The sequence below is a fragment of the Pseudomonas sp. BIC9C genome (genome assembly GCF_034541995.1).
In the GTDB taxonomy this organism is placed as follows: Bacteria; Pseudomonadota; Gammaproteobacteria; order Pseudomonadales; family Pseudomonadaceae; genus Aquipseudomonas; species Aquipseudomonas fluorescens_CC.
On the sequence record NZ_JAWDGM010000006.1, the window covers coordinates 287,922 to 304,129 of the forward strand.

Sequence of the window (16,208 nt, forward strand, 5' to 3'; positions counted from 1 at the left end):
CCGATGGATGCCTGCACTTTTTCAGGAATTGTCGTCATGCAGCGGGTCATCAGGGATGCGCAAGCCACATCGGAGGGGATGAGTGCGCTGCAAGCCAAAGTCGCCCTCATCCAGAAACACTTTCCGCCGACCGTCGCCAGTCTGTTTGCTGTCCCGCGGATGGGCAGCGGCGACGTGCTGGAATGGTGGACCGAACTGGGTGGCCAACCCACGCCCTATGCCGACCTCAACGAGGACGCGCAACGACGTTTGCTGGAAACCTATGAAGTGCGTCAGACGTCCCTCGGACAGCTGGCGGATGAACTGCAAAAACGCGGTCAACCGACGGAAGCGGATGACCTGCGCAGCCTGCTCGGCACGCCTGAGCTGGACAAACTCTACAGCCTCAACGGTGAGCCATTGGTGGTGCGCTGGAACCAGCGCCCGCCCAAACCGATCGTGCCGCCGGTGGTGCCGGTGGTGCCGCCATCGCGTCGTGGCTGGTGGATCGCAGCGGCCTTGCTCGCGCTGCTGTTACTGCTTCTGGCACTGTGGCTCTGGTGGTTCCTGCACCGTGAGCCGGTTATCGTGGTTCCGCCTGTAGCGCCTGTTGCGCCCGTGGTGACGCCGGTTGAGAAACCGGTTGAGCCTGCCCCCGAGCCAGTCGTGGAACCGGAACCTGCTCCAGTACCGGAGCCCGCGCCAGAACCGGTACCGGAACCCAAGCCCACCCCGCCACCAAAACCGGCTCCGGCACCGGAACCCAAGCCGATCCCGCCACCCAAACCGGTCCCACCACCAAAACCGGTAGTGGCTGCCCCGCCACCAGCCCCGACGCTGGACAACTTCGCCTGCCGTAAAAATGCGCCGAACGCAGAGGTCCCGCAGTTCGTGGTGGTGCTCGACACCTCGGGTTCGATGGATTTGAACATCAAGTCAGTGAAAGCCGACGAGGACTGGTTCTTCGGTAGTGACCTCAACAAGCTCCTGGACCCGAACCGCACCATGCGGCTCACCGCCAAACCCAGCCGCATGGACGTCGCCAAGGACTCGCTGGCCGGCATGATCAACGGGCTGGATCCGAAGATCGACACACGCCTGATCACCTTCGCCGGCTGCGAAAGAACACCGGACCAGGGTGTGTTCAAGTTCGGCGACCGCCCGCGTCTGATCAACGGAATTCGAGGTCTGGTTCCCGACGACGGCACACCGCTGGCCGACAGCCTGGCCCACGCGGCGAGCACGGTCGACGGGCGCAATAACGATGCAGTGATCGTGATGTTCGTCGACGGTGAAGACGGTTGCGGGCAGGACGTTTGCGCGGTATCCCGTCGAATCGCCAGGGAACAACCGCGCCTTCGGGTCAACGTGGTGAAAATCGGTGCTGGCGGCCCGTCACGCTGTATCGCTGAAAACACCGGAGGTCGGGTTTACAACAGCACCAATGCGGCTGAGTTGGGTAGCCTGTTGAAACAGGCGAGCAAGGAAGTGTCCAGCAATGCCAAGTGCGATTAGCTTGGGAAAGAGCTGAATTGAGATGACCCCATTCGCGAGCAGGCTCGCCCCCACAGGGTTTGTGTCGATCACAAATACAGTGTGGGAGCGAGCCTGCTCGCGATAGCTATCTCAGAGGCGCCTCAACGAAACCGGTCAACATCATGCCGCAAGTCCACCGCCAGGCTTTCCAGCTCCTTGGCAGTCACGGCCAAGTTCAATACTTGAGTGATTAACCGGGAGATGGCGCAAGGCCATATCGATTCAGCTCAGGTGCTCCACCGCCGGTAAATCCATGGCCCGAACCTCACCCAAAAGAAAATCGCTGAGCCGGCGCAAACGCTCACCTCCGGGGCGGGTTTTCGGCCAGACCAGGTAATAATTCTCACCGCTGGCGACTGCCGTCGGCCACGGCAAACTCAATCGCCCCTGCGCCACATCTTCCGCCACCATCAACAAATCACCCATGGACACACCGTAGCCTCGGGCGGCGGCGATCATGCCCAATTCCAGAGTGTCGAACACCTGGCCGCCCTTGAGCGAGACCTGATCGGTCAGGCCCATGCGTTCCAGCCAACTGCGCCAGTCACGACGGTCGGGCGTTGGGTGCAGCAGTTCGGTGCTGACAAGGCGCGCGACGTCCCACGGCTGATCGTTCAGAAGATTCGGCGCGCCCACCGGAATCAGCTCTTCCGGAAACAACAAAGTGGCCTCCCAGTCCGGAGGAAAATGCCCGTTGCCGAGGATCACGGCGCAATCGAACGGCTCCTGATTGAAATCCACTGAATCGACATCCATCCACGCACTGGTCAATTGCACTTCGTTGCCCGGCTGCAGATGGCGGAAGCGACTGAGGCGCGCCAGCAACCAACGCATGGTCAGGGTCGACGGGGCTTTCATGCGCAGGATGTCGTCTTCGGCGCGCAAGGTATTGCAGGCGCGCTCCAGGGCGGTGAAACCCTCACGAATGCCCGGCAGGATCAACCGCGCCGACTCAGTGAGTTGCAAGTTGCGCCCGCTGCGGTGAAACAACCGACAGGCAAAATGCTCTTCGAGCGTGCGAATGTGTCGACTGACCGCACTTTGGGTAATCGACAGTTCTTCGGCCGCACGGGTGAACGAGCTGTGCCGCGCCGCCGCTTCGAATGCGCGCAGGGCATACAAGGGAGGAAGACGACGTGACATTGGGAAAGCTCCTACACAGGTTTCTGGCCACCCTAGCAGAAACTCTCCAGCATGAGTTTGAATCATGCCATCCATCCTTTTTATCCCTTTGTGCAATCCCCGCAGAGCGCCGAGAATCGACGCTTTCCTGTTTCCTTTGATAATCGAGCGTGATGACCATGCAGCATCCAGCACGTACTGAACTCTGGGCCATCCTGCGGCTGGCGGGGCCGCTGATTGCCTCGCAGTTGGCGCACATGCTGATGGTCCTCACCGACACCCTGATGATGGCGCGCCTGAGTCCCGAGGCGCTGGCCGGTGGCGGGCTCGGCGCGGCGACCTATTCGTTCGTGTCGATTTTCTGCATCGGCGTGATCGCGGCAGTCGGCACACTGGTGGCGATCCGTCAGGGTGCCGGCGACATTGTCGGGGCCACCCGGCTGACCCAGGCCGGGTTATGGCTGGCATGGCTGATGGCGCTGGTCGCCGGGTTGCTGCTGTGGAACCTCAAACCGGTGTTGCTGCTGTTCGGCCAGACCGAAAGCAATGTGCAGATGGCCGGGCAGTTTTTGATCTTCCTGCCGTTCGCCCTGCCCGGCTATCTGAGTTTCATGGCCCTGCGCGGGTTCACCAGCGCCATCGGCCGTGCGACGCCAGTGATGGTCATCAGCCTGGGCGGAACCGTGGCCAACTTCCTGCTCAACTATGCGCTGATTACCGGGATGTTCGGCCTGCCGAAACCGGGGCTGATGGGCATCGGGCTGGTCACGGCGATTGTCGCCAACTTCATGGCGCTTGGGCTGGCGTGGCACATTCGTCGGCATCCGGCTTATGAGGCCTATCCGCTGCGTCAGGGTCTGTCGCGCCTTAACCGGCAGTACCTGAAGGAACTGTGGCGTCTGGGCCTGCCGATTGGCGGCACCTACGCGGTGGAAGTCGGGCTGTTTGCCTTCGCCGCGCTGTGCATGGGCACCATGGGCAGCACGCAACTGGGTGCACACCAGATCGCCCTGCAAATCGTTTCAGTGGCGTTCATGGTCCCGGCGGGTATTTCCTATGCCATCACCATGCGCATCGGCCAGCACTACGGTGCCGGACAACTGCTGGATGCGCGGCTGGCCGGGCGGGTTGGCATTGCCTTCGGGGCGGCGGCGATGCTGTGTTTCGCCATGGTCTTCTGGCTGTTGCCAAACCAGTTGGTCGGCCTGTTCCTCGACCAGAACGACCCTGCGTTTCGCGATGTCATCAACCTCGCCGTGAGCCTGCTGGCAGTGGCGGCGTGGTTCGAGCTGTTCGACGGCACGCAAACCATCGCCATGGGCTGCATTCGCGGGCTCAAGGATGCCAAGACCACGTTCCTCGTCGGCCTGGGTTGCTATTGGTTGATTGGCGCTCCGGCCGCGTGGTGGATGGCGTTCCACTTGCATTGGGGGCCAACGGGCGTCTGGTGGGGCCTGGCGCTGGGCCTGGCGTGTGCGGCGGTGAGCCTGACGCTTGGGTTTGAGTGGAAAATGAAGCGGATGATCAAGTGCGACACGACGTCAGAGCAGCGCTTCGAGGTCACTCAGCCGGACTGAGATCTCCTGTAGGAGCGAGCTTGCTCGCGAAAAACTCGCAGGCACCGTGGGGTACCAGACACCCCGCGTTATCGTTGACGACCATCGCGAGCAAGCTCGCTCCTACAGGGTTCCGTGGCAACCAATCATTCGTGATCAGCTCACGCTTTCCAGCGCCGCCTGCTGACTGGAGCCAAACGTCAGATACTCCACCAGCTCGGCCAGCGGCAATGGCTTGCTGATCAGATACCCCTGCACCTGATCACACTCAAACCCGCGCAGCAGATCCAGTTGCTCTGGCGTCTCCACACCTTCGGCGACCACCTCAAGGTTGAGGTTGTGCGCCAGATTGATCATCGCGTGGACCAGTTTGCGGTTTTCCTCACGCTGTTCCATGCCACCGACAAAGCTCTTGTCGATCTTCAGCAAGGTGATCGGCAGGCTGTTGAGGTGCACGAAGGATGAAAACCCGGTACCGAAGTCGTCGAGGGAGAAGCGCACGCCGAGGCGCCCGAGGGCGTCCATGGTCTGCTTGACCAGATCGCTGCGGCGCATCACGGCGGTTTCGGTCAGCTCGAACTCCAGCCACTGCGCCTCGACGCCGCGCTCGACAATCAGGCGACTCAGGGTCGACAGCAGCTGGCTGTCCTGGAACTGCCGGAACGACAGGTTGATCGCCATGTGTAACGGCGGCAAACCCAGCTCAAGCAGCGCCTGCATGTCGCGCAGGGCCCGGGATATCACCCAGTAGCCCAGCGGCACGATCAGACCGCTTTGCTCAGCCAGCGGCACGAACTCGCTCGGCGGCAACAAACCGCGTTCGGCATGGCGCCAGCGCACCAGGGCTTCGAGGCCGACGATTTGCCCGTCCCCAAGGTTCAGGCGTGGCTGGTAATGCAATTCCAGCTCATCGCGGCGCAGCGCCCGGCGCAGCTCGGTTTCGAGATCGGCGATGCTGCGGGCATTGCGGTTGATGCGTTCGTTGAAAATGTGAAAGGTGCAGCCCTGGGTGCTTTTAGCCTGCTGCATGGCGATGTGCGCATGCCACATCAGCGGGTCCGCACCGGCCTGGGCACGGGCGTGGGCAATGCCCAGGCTGGAACCGATCAACAGGCTTTCGCCATCGATCCAGTAAGGCTCGGCCAGCACTTCGCTGATGCGCTCGGCCATCCACTCGGCACGCTGGGGAGCGCGACGGGTGTCGATCAGCAGAGCGAATTCATCGCTGCCCAGGCGTGCCAGTTGATCGCCGGCCTCAAGCTGGCTCTTGAGCCGCGACACCACTTGCAGGATCAGGCGGTCACCGGCCTGATGGCCGAGGGCGTCGTTGGCGTAACGGAAATTGTCGAGGTCGAGATGACCGAGGGCCAGGCCACGACCGTCGCTTTCGGCCAACCTCGCTGTCAGCAGCGTCTGGAAACCCTGGCGGTTGGCGATGCCAGTCAGCGGATCTTGCTCGGCCAGGCGTTGCAGGGTGTTTTCCAGGACGCCACGTTCGCGCACATGGCGCAGGCAGCGGCGCAACATGCCGGGATCGAGATGATCGCGCACCAGCCAGTCACTCACACCGTCGGGCGGGATCAGCGGCTCATGGTCGAGCAGCAACACCGTCGGCAGGCTGCAACGGCCCGGCGCCGGTTGAAGTTGCGGGATGGTCAATAACACCGCGCTGCGGTTGTCATCGAACAGGCTGCTGACCGACTCCCAACTCGGCGCGCTGATGAGCACGGCCGAGCTCCCCATAGGAGCCAGACACTCGCGCAACAACGCTGCCCACGCTGGCTCTTCGGCCAGTAGCAGCAAACGCAAGGGTTCGACAGGCGTAGACAAGCTAGCTCCCTAGACTCTGCAATGATATAGGCGACGGGCATTATGCCGTTCCGATAACCAATGACAACGACATGAGTTATCCAAACGAGCCCTTTGTATCTGGAATTACGAACATTAGCCGCAAATTCGTTGCGCATCCTGCGTGAAAGTAACAAAACCGGCAATTACAGATAGCGTGGTACGTCACAAGTCGGACAGAGCAGCACAATTCGCTGAGCCTGTTAAAATGCCGGCCCATTTTGTGACTGACTCCTGAATTTACCTATGTCCCGACTCAATCCCCGGCAGCAGGAAGCCGTGAGCTACGTCGGCGGCCCTCTTTTGGTGCTCGCCGGCGCTGGCTCCGGCAAGACCAGCGTGATCACGCGCAAAATCGCGCACCTGATCCAGAACTGCGGCATCCGCGCCCAGTACATCGTCGCGATGACCTTTACCAACAAGGCCGCCCGCGAGATGAAGGAACGGGTCGGCACCCTGTTGCGTGCCGGCGAAGGTCGCGGGCTGACGGTCTGCACGTTCCACAACCTGGGCCTGAACATCATCCGCAAGGAGCACGTGCGGCTGGGCTACAAACCGGGCTTCTCGATCTTCGACGAGACCGATGTCAAGGCCCTGATGACCGACATCATGCAGAAGGAATACTCGGGCGACGACGGCGTCGACGAGATCAAGAACATGATCGGCGCCTGGAAAACGACCTGATCCTGCCGGCCCAGGCCCTGGAAAACGCGCGCAACCCCAAGGAACAGACTGCCGCCATCGTCTACACCCACTATCAGCGCACACTCAAGGCGTTCAATGCGGTGGACTTCGACGACCTGATCCTGCTGCCGGTGAAGCTGTTCGAAGAGCACGCCGACATCCTGGAAAAATGGCAGAACAAGGTGCGCTACCTGCTGGTCGATGAATACCAGGACACCAACGCCAGCCAGTACCTGCTGGTGAAAATGCTCATCGGCAAACGCAACCAGTTCACCGTGGTAGGCGACGACGACCAGTCGATCTACGCCTGGCGGGGTGCCCGCCCGGAAAACCTGATGCTGCTCAAGGACGACTATCCGTCCCTGAAAGTGGTGATGCTGGAGCAGAACTACCGCTCCACCAGCCGCATCCTGCGCTGCGCCAACGTGCTGATCTCGAACAACCCCCACGAATTCGAAAAGCAGCTGTGGAGTGAAATGGGCCACGGTGACGAGATCCGCGTGATCCGTTGCCGTAACGAAGACGCCGAAGCCGAGCGCGTGGCCATGGAAATCCTCAGCCTGCACTTGCGCACCGACCGGCCTTACAGCGATTTCGCGATTCTCTATCGCGGCAACTACCAGGCCAAGCTGATCGAGCTGAAGTTGCAGCATCACCAGGTGCCGTATCGCCTGTCCGGCGGCAACAGCTTTTTCGGACGCCAGGAAGTGAAGGACCTGATGGCCTACTTCCGCCTGATCGTGAACCCGGACGACGACAACGCCTTCCTGCGGGTGATCAACGTCCCACGCCGGGAAATCGGTTCGACCACGCTGGAGAAGCTGGGCAACTACGCCACCGAGCGCAAGATCTCGATGTACGCCGCCACCGACGAGATCGGCCTGGGCGAGCATCTGGATTCACGCTTCACCGATCGCCTGTCGCGCTTCAAGCGCTTCATGGACAGGGTGCGCGAGCAGTGCGCCGGCGAAGACCCGATCTCGGCCCTGCGCAGCATGGTCATGGACATCGACTACGAGAACTGGCTGCGCACCAACAGCTCCAGTGACAAGGCCGCCGACTACCGCATGGGTAACGTCTGGTTCCTGATCGAGGCGCTGAAGAACACCCTGGAAAAAGACGAAGACGGCGAAATGACCGTCGAGGACGCCATCGGCAAACTCGTCCTGCGCGACATGCTGGAGCGTCAGCAGGAAGAGGAAGACGGCGCCGAAGGCGTGCAGATGATGACCTTGCATGCGTCGAAGGGCCTGGAATTCCCCTACGTGTTCATCATGGGCATGGAAGAGGAAATCCTCCCGCACCGCTCCAGCATCGAAGCCGACACCATCGAAGAGGAACGTCGCCTGGCCTACGTGGGCATTACCCGCGCGCGCCAGACCCTGGCCTTCACCTTCGCCGCCAAGCGCAAGCAGTACGGCGAGATCATCGATTGCGCACCGAGCCGCTTCCTCGATGAGTTGCCGCCGGACGATCTGGCCTGGGAAGGCAACGACGACACACCGACGGAAGTCAAAGCCGTGCGGGGCAACAACGCATTGGCGGATATACGCGCGATGTTAAAGCGCTAGAATTGACCACTTTTTTCATTGAACATCGACATAACCAGGCGCTGTGAAAACGTAGCGAGCGAAGGTAAGACAAGGCAAAAACAGGCGAGGAACGGTTGGAGTCGCACTCGACTTTACTGGCTGTAAATGAGCATTCCGAGCCTGTTTTTAACGCAGGATTACCGAGCGCAGTAGTTTTCACAGTGCCTGGGCGCCATTAGAGGAAAGCTTCATGGACGCACTGCACCAGAAAATTCGCGAACAAGGCATCGTGCTTTCCGATCAGGTCCTGAAGGTCGACGCCTTTCTGAACCACCAGATCGACCCGGCCCTGATGAAGCTGATCGGCGACGAATTCGCCACGCTGTTCAAGGATTCGGGCATCACCAAGATCGTCACCATCGAAGCTTCGGGCATTGCCCCGGCGATCATGACCGGCCTGAACCTCGGCGTGCCGGTGATTTTCGCCCGCAAGCACCAGTCCCTGACCCTGACCGAAAACCTGCTGTCGGCGACCGTGTACTCGTTCACCAAGCAGACCGAAAGCACCGTGGCCATCTCCCCGCGCCACCTGACCAGCAGCGACCGCGTGCTGATCATCGATGACTTCCTGGCCAACGGTAAGGCGTCCCAGGCACTGATTTCGATCATCAAGCAGGCCGGCGCGACCGTGGCGGGCCTGGGCATCGTGATCGAGAAGTCGTTCCAGGGTGGTCGTGCGGAGCTGGACTCGCAGGGTTATCGCGTTGAGTCGCTGGCTCGCGTGAAGTCGTTGGCCGGTGGTGTCGTGACCTTTATCGAATAAAGCCGCCACACCGCAAAACCAGTGTGGGAGCGGGCTTGCTCGCGAAAGCGGTGTGTCAGTCGACATCAACTTTGACTGACACACCGTATTCGCGAGCAAGCCCGCTCCCACATTTGTTTTGTGTTGGCTATTATTTATTGCGCGGTGGCTTTCAGGCCAGTGAGCAGCAACCGCTGATACAAATCCTCCTTCAGCCCCTCCGGGTTGGCCAGCTGCATGCGCTGCAAATGCTCAGGGAACGACGCAGGCTCCGGCGCATCCAGCGCTGCCTTGCCCAACTCCAGCACCTCACTCAGCTTGAACTTGCTCTTGAGCCAGTTCAGTGCCCGCAACAGATCGCGCTCGACCTCGGTGAAATCGCAGCCCAGCGGATACTCCGGGAACAGCTGCGGATGCCGCGCCTGAATCGCCTGCAAACGCTGCGGACTGTTATCGGCAAAGCGCGGATCGAGACGGAAGTCCTTGGGCAATTTGCCGACTTTCTGCGCCTGCTCGATCAATCCCGGCTGAAAACGCGAGTCGCTGATGTTGAGCAAGGCCTCGATCACTGCCGCATCGGTTTTGCCGCGAAGATCGGCGATGCCGTATTCGGTGACCACGATGTCCCGCAAATGCCGGGGAATGGTGCAGTGACCATACTCCCAGACGATGTTCGAGCTGACGTCGCCACCAGACTCACGCCAGCTGCGCAGCAGCAACACCGAGCGCGCGCCTTGCAGTGCATGACCCTGAACCACGAAGTTGTATTGCCCGCCTACGCCGCTGAGCACACGTCCATCTTCGAGCTGATCCGCCACCGCGGCACCGAGCAAGGTGACGGTGAACGCGGTGTTGATGAACCGCGCATCCAGGCGCTGCAAGCGCTTGAGTTCTTCCTGGCCGTAGAGCTCGTTGATGTAGCTGATGCGGGTCATGTTGAATTCGAGGCGCTTGCTTTGCGGCAATTCACGCAAGCGTTCGTAGTAGGTGCGCGGGCCGAGAAAGAAGCCGCCATGCACAGAAATGCCAACGGTTTGCGCGGCTTCATCCAGGGTGCCGGCATTCGCCTGCAGTTGGGTCGCCACGTCCGGGTAAACCTTGCGCCGCACGATCCCGGCATCCGCCAATACCAGTAAGCCGTTGACGAACATTTCACTGCAGCCATACAGGCCTTTGGCGAAAGGCTCCATGCCGCCTTCTCGCTCGATCAGTTGCATCCACTGGCAGAGGTTCACCTCGGCCAGCAACGCCCTGTAACCGTCGTTGTCGGCTTGGCGCGCCAGCAGTGCCGCCGTCAGCGCATCGCCCATGGAACCGATGCCGATCTGCAAGGTGCCGCCATCGCGCACCAGGGTGCTGGCGTGCAAGCCGATGAAATGGTCCTGAAACCCCACCGGCATGTTCGGAGTGGAAAACAGCGTGGTGTTGTCCTTCTGGTCGATCAGCAGGTCGAAGGTGTCGATACCGAGTTCCGCATCGCCGGGCATGTAAGGCAGATCGTTATGCACCTGGCCGACTATCAGAATGGTTTCTCCGGCGGCGCGGCGCCTGGCGATCATCGGCAACAGATCGAGGGTGATGTCCGGGTTGCAGCTCAGGCTCAAGCGATCGGGATGATCGGCATGGCTGGCCACCAGCTGCGCCACCAGGTTCAACCCGGCGGCGTTGATGTCCCGGGCCGCATGGCTGTAGTTGCTGCTGACGTAGTCCTGTTGCGCCGTGGCACTGTTGAGCAGACTGCCGGGCTGCATGAAGAACTGCTGGATGTGAATGTTGCCCGGCAGATCATCGCGACGCAGGTCGGCGAGAAATTCCAGCTCCGGATAATCGCCGAAAACCCGTTCGATAAAGGGTTCGAGGAAGCGCTTTTGCAAGCCATCGCCCAAGGGCGGGCGCCCCAGACACAACGCGGTGTAAATCGTCAGTCGTCGCTCGGGCAACTGAGCGATTCGTTGATACAGCGCGTTGACGAAGTGATTGGGTTTACCCAACCCCAAGGGCAAGCCCATGTGAATATGCGCCGGCAACCGTGCCAAGATGTCGTCGACTGCCTGTTCGATAGAGCAGAGCTGAACCATCGGATCCTCCCTCACTTTCCATGACTTGGGCCTGGACCGAGCTTGCCGGGTCTTTGCTGTAATGAACAGCCTGTTAAAGCCAATCGGCCGCCGCTGACCCCCTGTAGGAGCGAGCTCGCTCGCGAAGAACCTGAGAGCACCGCGGGGTGCCAGGTTTCCTGGCGTTATCGTTGACGACCATCGCGAGCAAGCTCGCTCCTACAGGAATCGCGGGCACAAAAAAGCCGCTCGAAAGCGGCTTTTCAGCAGGAAGACTCAGACTTATTTCAGGCCGGACATCTTCTGGATGGCGCCTTTGAGCTCGGCGTCGGAGCAGTCGGCGCAGGTGCCTTTAGGTGGCATCGAGTTGATACCGGTAATGGCTTTGGCCAGGATGCCGTCGAGGCCGCCCTGGTGATCGGCGCGGTCTTTCCAGGCGGCGGCATCACCGATTTTCGGCGCGCCCAACAGGCCTGAACCGTGGCAAGCGTTGCAATGTTTTGCAATCACTTCATCCGGGGTTTTCGCACCACCACCGCCGCCAGCGGCAGTGGCCACTTCCATGCCCTTGCACTCTTTACCCTGAACACAGACCTGGCCTACTGGCTCAAGGCGTTTGGCGATATCGTCATTGGTCGCAGCTTGAGCGCTGACACTGACAGCCCATAGGGCCAATACGGTTGCTGGTGCAGCCAGCATTTTCATAATTAGGTTCACGCGTTCACCCTCAATGGTGGCTAGTCACGCCTACGGCCACGGTTCGCAGGCGGGCGCAAGTATAGCGGTAAGCCCGTCGCACTGAAACAACCCCAAAGTCGGAGGGGTCTTAGGTGGCGGCGGAAAAACAGCCCGGGCGCCTCTGCGATGCTGGCAGGACGCCTCTTTTCTTAGAAATTCGCCGGTGTGGCTGCGCTGATTAGTCGCGCCGGCACATCGAACGGATTACGGAAACGGTGTGGCTTGGTACTTTCAAAGTAGTAGCTATCGCCGGCTTCGAGGACAAAAGTTTCGAGGCCGACCACCAGTTCCAGTTTTCCTTCAACCAGGATGCCGGTTTCCTCGCCCTCATGGGTGAGCATCTCGTCACCGGTGTCGGCGCCTGGCGGATAGATTTCATTGAGGAATGCGATCGCCCGGCTCGGGTGCGCCCGACCGACCAGCTTCATGGTCACGGCGCCATCGGAAATGTCGATCAACTCATTGGCCTTGTAGACGATCTGAGTCGGTTTTTCCTGCAGGATTTCTTCGGAAAAGAACTCGACCATGGACATGGGAATCCCGCCCAGCACTTTGCGCAGCGAACTGATCGAAGGGCTCACGCTGTTCTTTTCGATCATCGAAATCGTGCTGTTGGTGACCCCCGCCCGTTTGGCGAGCTCACGCTGGGAAAGGCCTTTGAGCCTACGGATGGATTGCAGTCGTTCACCGACGTCCAAAGCTTGCGCCTCCAGGATTCAGGAATGTTGGAATAGTGAGCGTTATCATGGCGACAGCGTTCAGTATTTACAACACCTTGACCTGAATCCTGCTCAGCGAGGCGACTTCCGGTCTGGAGCCTTGCGCACTAAGCCCCGGAATAGAGCAGTGGCACTCGGCGCAGGTTGCAGAAAATCTGGTAGGGAATCGTGCCGGCAGCCATGGCTACATCACTGGCGAGGATGTTTTTGCCCCACAACTCGACGGTCGAACCGAGACCGGCCTGCGGCACATCGGTCAGGTCGATGCAGAGCATGTCCATCGACACCCGGCCGATCAACTGGCTGCGCTGCCCGGCAACCAGCACGGGGGTGCCGGTCGGTGCCAAACGCGGGTAGCCATCGGCGTAACCCATGGCCACCACACCAATACGCATCGGCTTGGGAGTAATGAACTTGGCGCCGTAACCGACTGGCTCGCCAGCTGGCAGTTCGCGGACACTGATCACTTTCGACTCAAGGGTCATTACGGGTTGCAGGCGTGCGGCCACTTCGTTGGCCTCCTCGAACGGCGTGGCGCCATAGAGCATGATGCCCGGGCGTACCCAATCGCTCGGAATCTGCGGCCAACCGAGCACCGCCGGCGAGTTACGCAGGCTGACCTCGGCGGACAGGCCCTTGCGTGCCGCTTCAAATACCGCCACTTGTTCGGCGCTGGCCTGTTCGTGCAGTTCGTCAGCACGCGCAAAGTGGCTCATCAGCACCACTTTCGCGACCTTGCCGCTGGCCAACAGCCGTTGATAGGCCCCTTGATAATCCGCCGGGTGCAGCCCCACGCGATGCATACCCGAATCGAGTTTCAGCCACACGGTGATCGGCTTGCTCAACGCCGCTTTTTCGATGGCTTCGAGCTGCCACAGCGAATGCACCACGCACCAGAAATCATGTTCGACGATCAGCGCCAACTCGTCGGCTTCGAAAAAGCCTTCCAGCAGCAGGATCGGCGCGCGAATACCCGCCGCCCGCAGCTCCAATGCCTCTTCGATGCAGGCCACGGCAAATCCATCCGCCTCGGCTTCCAGCGCCTGGGCGCAACGTACCGCGCCATGGCCATAGGCATCGGCCTTGATCACTGCGAGGGCCTTGGCCCCCGTGAGTTCACGGGCGATCTGGTAGTTGTGACGCAGGGCTTGAAGGTCGATCAGGGCACGGGCAGGACGCATGGCGGCAGACTTCTGGTCGGGTTATCGGGAAGAAAAACCGGCGCTGGCTGACAGCGTGAACCACCAACAGCACCGGGAGAGGGATCTTTTCTGACAGGCTTATGGCAGAGCGGCGACAACCGACAGCTCGACCAGGATTTCCGGTTCGCACAATTTCGATTCAACGGTGGCACGAGCCGGGGCGACGCCTTTTGGCAGCCACTTGTCCCAAACCGCGTTCATGCCTTCGAAATGCGCGTCGATGTCTTTCAGGTAAATCGTCACCGACAACAGATTGTTTTTGTCGGTGCCGGCCAGATCGAGCAACCGCTCGATGTTGGCCAGGGTTTCGCGGGTCTGCTGTTCAATCCCGGCGTTCATGTCGTCGCCCACCTGTCCGGCCAGGTAAACCGTGCCGTTATGGGTGACGATCTGACTCATGCGCTCATTGGTGAGCTGGCGCTGGACTGACATGCTTTGCAGGCTCCTGGGTTTTGTTGCCATAACGGGAAATATCGAGGCCTTCGGCGCTGATCTGAGGCTTTTTCTTGGCCATCAGGTCAGCCAGCAAGCGACCGGAGCCACAAGCCATGGTCCAGCCGAGTGTGCCGTGGCCGGTGTTCAGGAACAGGTTCTTGAACGGTGTGGCACCAACGATCGGAGTGCCATCCGGGGTAGTCGGACGCAGGCCGGTCCAGAAGCTGGCCTGGGCCAGATCGCCGCCCTGAGGATAAAGGTCGTTGACGATCATCTCCAGGGTTTCGCGTCGACGCGGGTTCAGCGACAGGTCAAAACCGGCGATCTCCGCCATGCCGCCGACGCGGATGCGGTTGTCGAAACGGGTGATCGCGACCTTGTAGGTCTCGTCGAGAATGGTCGAGGTCGGTGCCATCGCCGGGTTGGTGATCGGCACAGTCAGGGAGTAGCCCTTGAGCGGGTACACCGGTGCCTTGATCCCCAGCGGCTTGAGCATCTGCGGCGAGTAACTGCCCAGGGCCAGCACGTAGCGATCGGCGGTTTCCAGCTTGCCGTCGATCCACACGCCGTTGATGCGGTCACCGGCGAAGTCGAGGCGCTGAATGTCCTGGTCGAAACGGAATTGCACACCGAGGTTCGCGGCCATCTCGGCGAGCTTGGTGGTGAACATCTGGCAGTCGCCAGTCTGGTCGTTCGGCAGGCGCAGGGCACCGGCGAGGATGTCCGTGACGCTGGCCAGCGCCGGTTCAACGCGGGCAATGCCTTCGCGGTCGAGCAGTTCGAATGGCACGCCAGACTCTTTCAGCACGGCGATGTCTTTCGCGGCGCCGTCGAGCTGGGCCTGGGTGCGGAACAGTTGGGTGGTGCCGAGGCTGCGGCCTTCGTAGGCGATGCCGGTCTCCAGGCGCAGTTCATCGAGGCAGTCACGGCTGTACTCGGACAGACGGACCATGCGCTCCTTGTTCACCGCATAACGGCTGGCGGTGCAGTTGCGCAGCATCTGTGCCATCCACAGGTACTGGTCGATGTCGGCAGTGGCCTTGATTGCCAGGGGGGCATGGCGCTGCAACAGCCACTTGATGGCTTTAAGCGGCACACCCGGCGCCGCCCACGGCGAGGCATAACCCGGCGAGACCTGCCCGGCGTTGGCGAAACTGGTCTCCATGGCAGCAGCCGGCTGCCGGTCCACCACCACCACTTCAAACCCGGCACGGGCCAGATAATAAGCACTGGTGGTACCGATGACGACGCTACCCAAGACCATGACGCGCATTTTCAAATCCCTCATCGCGGCTAACCGCTGACGTTTGTTATTCAGAGCTTCAGATGCGCGCAGTGTAAAAAAGATTTGCCAGTGCTTTTCACTATATAAGCGCCTATATTTGGCGACAATTCTCGGCAAAAACCCTTTTCACGGAGGCGCATCCCCTATGCGTACCAACACTCAGACCAAACGTGAGCTGGACAAGATCGACCGCAACATCCTGCGGATCCTGCAAGCGGACGGGCGGATTTCCTTTACCGAGCTTGGGGAAAAGGTCGGGCTCTCGACCACGCCCTGTACTGAGCGGGTCCGGCGCCTGGAGCGCGAAGGGATCATCATGGGCTACAACGCCAGGCTCAATCCCCAGCACCTGAAGGGTAGTCTGCTGGTGTTCGTAGAGATCAGCCTGGATTACAAATCCGGCGATACTTTCGAAGAGTTCCGACGTGCGGTGCTGAAATTGCCCCATGTGCTGGAATGTCATCTGGTGTCAGGGGATTTCGACTATCTGGTGAAGGCGCGGATTTCCGAGATGGCCTCGTACCGTAAACTGCTGGGCGACATCCTGCTCAAGCTGCCCCACGTGCGCGAGTCCAAGAGTTACATCGTGATGGAAGAGGTGAAGGAGAGCCTGACGCTGCCGATTCCGGATTGAAATCTGTGGTGTCCGAACCGGCCTCATTGCGGGCAAGCCCGCTCCCACAGGGGAATTGCGTCGATCACAAATCCAATGT

General features: G+C 60.6%; 12 protein-coding genes and 1 pseudogene. 5 read left to right on the forward strand and 8 right to left on the reverse strand.

Translation table 11 applies throughout. The features are described from left to right. Nucleotides 1–36 precede the first annotated feature (36 nt). Nucleotides 37–1,494, forward strand: a complete 1,458-nt coding sequence (locus tag RS887_RS24950; protein ID WP_322617489.1) for a VWA domain-containing protein — start codon at nt 37–39, stop codon at nt 1,492–1,494. Nucleotides 1,495–1,737: 243 nt separating this feature from the next. Here RS887_RS24950 and RS887_RS24955 read toward each other — a convergent pair whose 3' ends face one another. After that, nucleotides 1,738–2,658 carry a LysR substrate-binding domain-containing protein gene (locus RS887_RS24955; RefSeq protein ID WP_322617490.1) on the reverse strand — a complete coding sequence of 307 codons (921 nt, stop codon included), beginning with the start codon at nt 2,656–2,658 and terminating at the stop codon, nt 1,738–1,740. 158 nt (nt 2,659–2,816) lie between these two features. Here RS887_RS24955 and RS887_RS24960 point away from each other — a divergent pair, with 158 nt between their 5' ends. After that, on the forward strand, nt 2,817–4,214 hold the full coding sequence (locus RS887_RS24960; protein ID WP_322617491.1) for a NorM family multidrug efflux MATE transporter: 1,398 nt from the start codon (nt 2,817–2,819) through the stop codon (nt 4,212–4,214). Nucleotides 4,215–4,349: 135 nt separating this feature from the next. On the opposite strand, the gene RS887_RS24965 is transcribed toward RS887_RS24960, so the two are convergent. After that, nucleotides 4,350–6,023, reverse strand: coding sequence for a bifunctional diguanylate cyclase/phosphodiesterase (locus tag RS887_RS24965; protein ID WP_322617492.1), 1,674 nt, complete (start codon nt 6,021–6,023; stop codon nt 4,350–4,352). 264 nt (nt 6,024–6,287) lie between these two features. Here RS887_RS24965 and rep point away from each other — a divergent pair. After that, nucleotides 6,288–8,296, forward strand: a pseudogene (gene rep, locus RS887_RS24970) (DNA helicase Rep). 211 nt (nt 8,297–8,507) lie between these two features. Further along, nucleotides 8,508–9,080: a xanthine phosphoribosyltransferase gene (locus tag RS887_RS24975; RefSeq protein ID WP_322617493.1), complete on the forward strand. Its 573-nt coding sequence runs from the start codon at nt 8,508–8,510 to the stop codon at nt 9,078–9,080. 134 nt (nt 9,081–9,214) lie between these two features. Here RS887_RS24975 and RS887_RS24980 read toward each other — a convergent pair whose 3' ends face one another. From RS887_RS24980 to dadA, 6 genes are all read right to left on the reverse strand, one after another. Next, entirely contained in the window at nt 9,215–11,137 is a 1,923-nt protein-coding gene (locus RS887_RS24980) for an acetyl-CoA hydrolase/transferase C-terminal domain-containing protein (RefSeq protein ID WP_322617494.1), read from the reverse strand. A 261-nt stretch (nt 11,138–11,398) separates the two neighbouring features. After that, nucleotides 11,399–11,821, reverse strand: a complete 423-nt coding sequence (locus RS887_RS24985; protein WP_046038983.1) for a c-type cytochrome — start codon at nt 11,819–11,821, stop codon at nt 11,399–11,401. Nucleotides 11,822–12,003: 182 nt separating this feature from the next. Further along, complete coding sequence (locus RS887_RS24990) at nt 12,004–12,552, reverse strand: cupin domain-containing protein (protein ID WP_008023455.1); 549 nt, start codon at nt 12,550–12,552, stop codon at nt 12,004–12,006. Between the two features lie 128 nt (nt 12,553–12,680). Further along, a complete protein-coding gene (gene alr, locus RS887_RS24995) occupies nt 12,681–13,754 on the reverse strand; it encodes an alanine racemase (protein ID WP_322617495.1) in 1,074 nt (357 codons plus the stop codon). 99 nt (nt 13,755–13,853) lie between these two features. Beyond that, nucleotides 13,854–14,207 (reverse strand): RidA family protein, encoded by a 354-nt coding sequence (locus RS887_RS25000; RefSeq protein WP_223443816.1) that lies wholly within the window; start codon nt 14,205–14,207, stop codon nt 13,854–13,856. Next, on the reverse strand, nt 14,179–15,483 hold the full coding sequence (gene dadA / locus RS887_RS25005; protein ID WP_322617496.1) for a D-amino acid dehydrogenase: 1,305 nt from the start codon (nt 15,481–15,483) through the stop codon (nt 14,179–14,181). Before dadA ends, RS887_RS25000 begins: the two co-directional genes overlap by 29 nt. A gap of 157 nt (nt 15,484–15,640) precedes the next feature. Here dadA and RS887_RS25010 point away from each other — a divergent pair, with 157 nt between their 5' ends. Then, a complete protein-coding gene (locus RS887_RS25010) occupies nt 15,641–16,129 on the forward strand; it encodes an Lrp/AsnC ligand binding domain-containing protein (RefSeq protein WP_007975155.1) in 489 nt (162 codons plus the stop codon). Nucleotides 16,130–16,208 lie beyond the last annotated feature (79 nt).

Excerpts from the sequence above, each read along its gene's own strand:
- RS887_RS24950 (WP_322617489.1), top strand. The coding sequence starts at position 37 with ATGCAGCGGGTCATCAGGGATGCGCAAGCCACATCGGAGGGGATGAGT.
- RS887_RS24955 (WP_322617490.1), bottom strand. The coding sequence starts at position 2,658 with ATGTCACGTCGTCTTCCTCCCTTGTATGCCCTGCGCGCATTCGAAGCG.
- RS887_RS24960 (WP_322617491.1), top strand. The coding sequence starts at position 2,817 with ATGCAGCATCCAGCACGTACTGAACTCTGGGCCATCCTGCGGCTGGCG.
- RS887_RS24975 (WP_322617493.1), top strand. The coding sequence starts at position 8,508 with ATGGACGCACTGCACCAGAAAATTCGCGAACAAGGCATCGTGCTTTCC.
- RS887_RS24980 (WP_322617494.1), bottom strand. The coding sequence starts at position 11,137 with ATGGTTCAGCTCTGCTCTATCGAACAGGCAGTCGACGACATCTTGGCA.
- RS887_RS24985 (WP_046038983.1), bottom strand. The coding sequence starts at position 11,821 with ATGAAAATGCTGGCTGCACCAGCAACCGTATTGGCCCTATGGGCTGTC.
- alr (WP_322617495.1), bottom strand. The coding sequence starts at position 13,754 with ATGCGTCCTGCCCGTGCCCTGATCGACCTTCAAGCCCTGCGTCACAAC.
- RS887_RS25000 (WP_223443816.1), bottom strand. The coding sequence starts at position 14,207 with ATGTCAGTCCAGCGCCAGCTCACCAATGAGCGCATGAGTCAGATCGTC.
- dadA (WP_322617496.1), bottom strand. The coding sequence starts at position 15,483 with ATGCGCGTCATGGTCTTGGGTAGCGTCGTCATCGGTACCACCAGTGCT.
- RS887_RS25010 (WP_007975155.1), top strand. The coding sequence starts at position 15,641 with ATGCGTACCAACACTCAGACCAAACGTGAGCTGGACAAGATCGACCGC.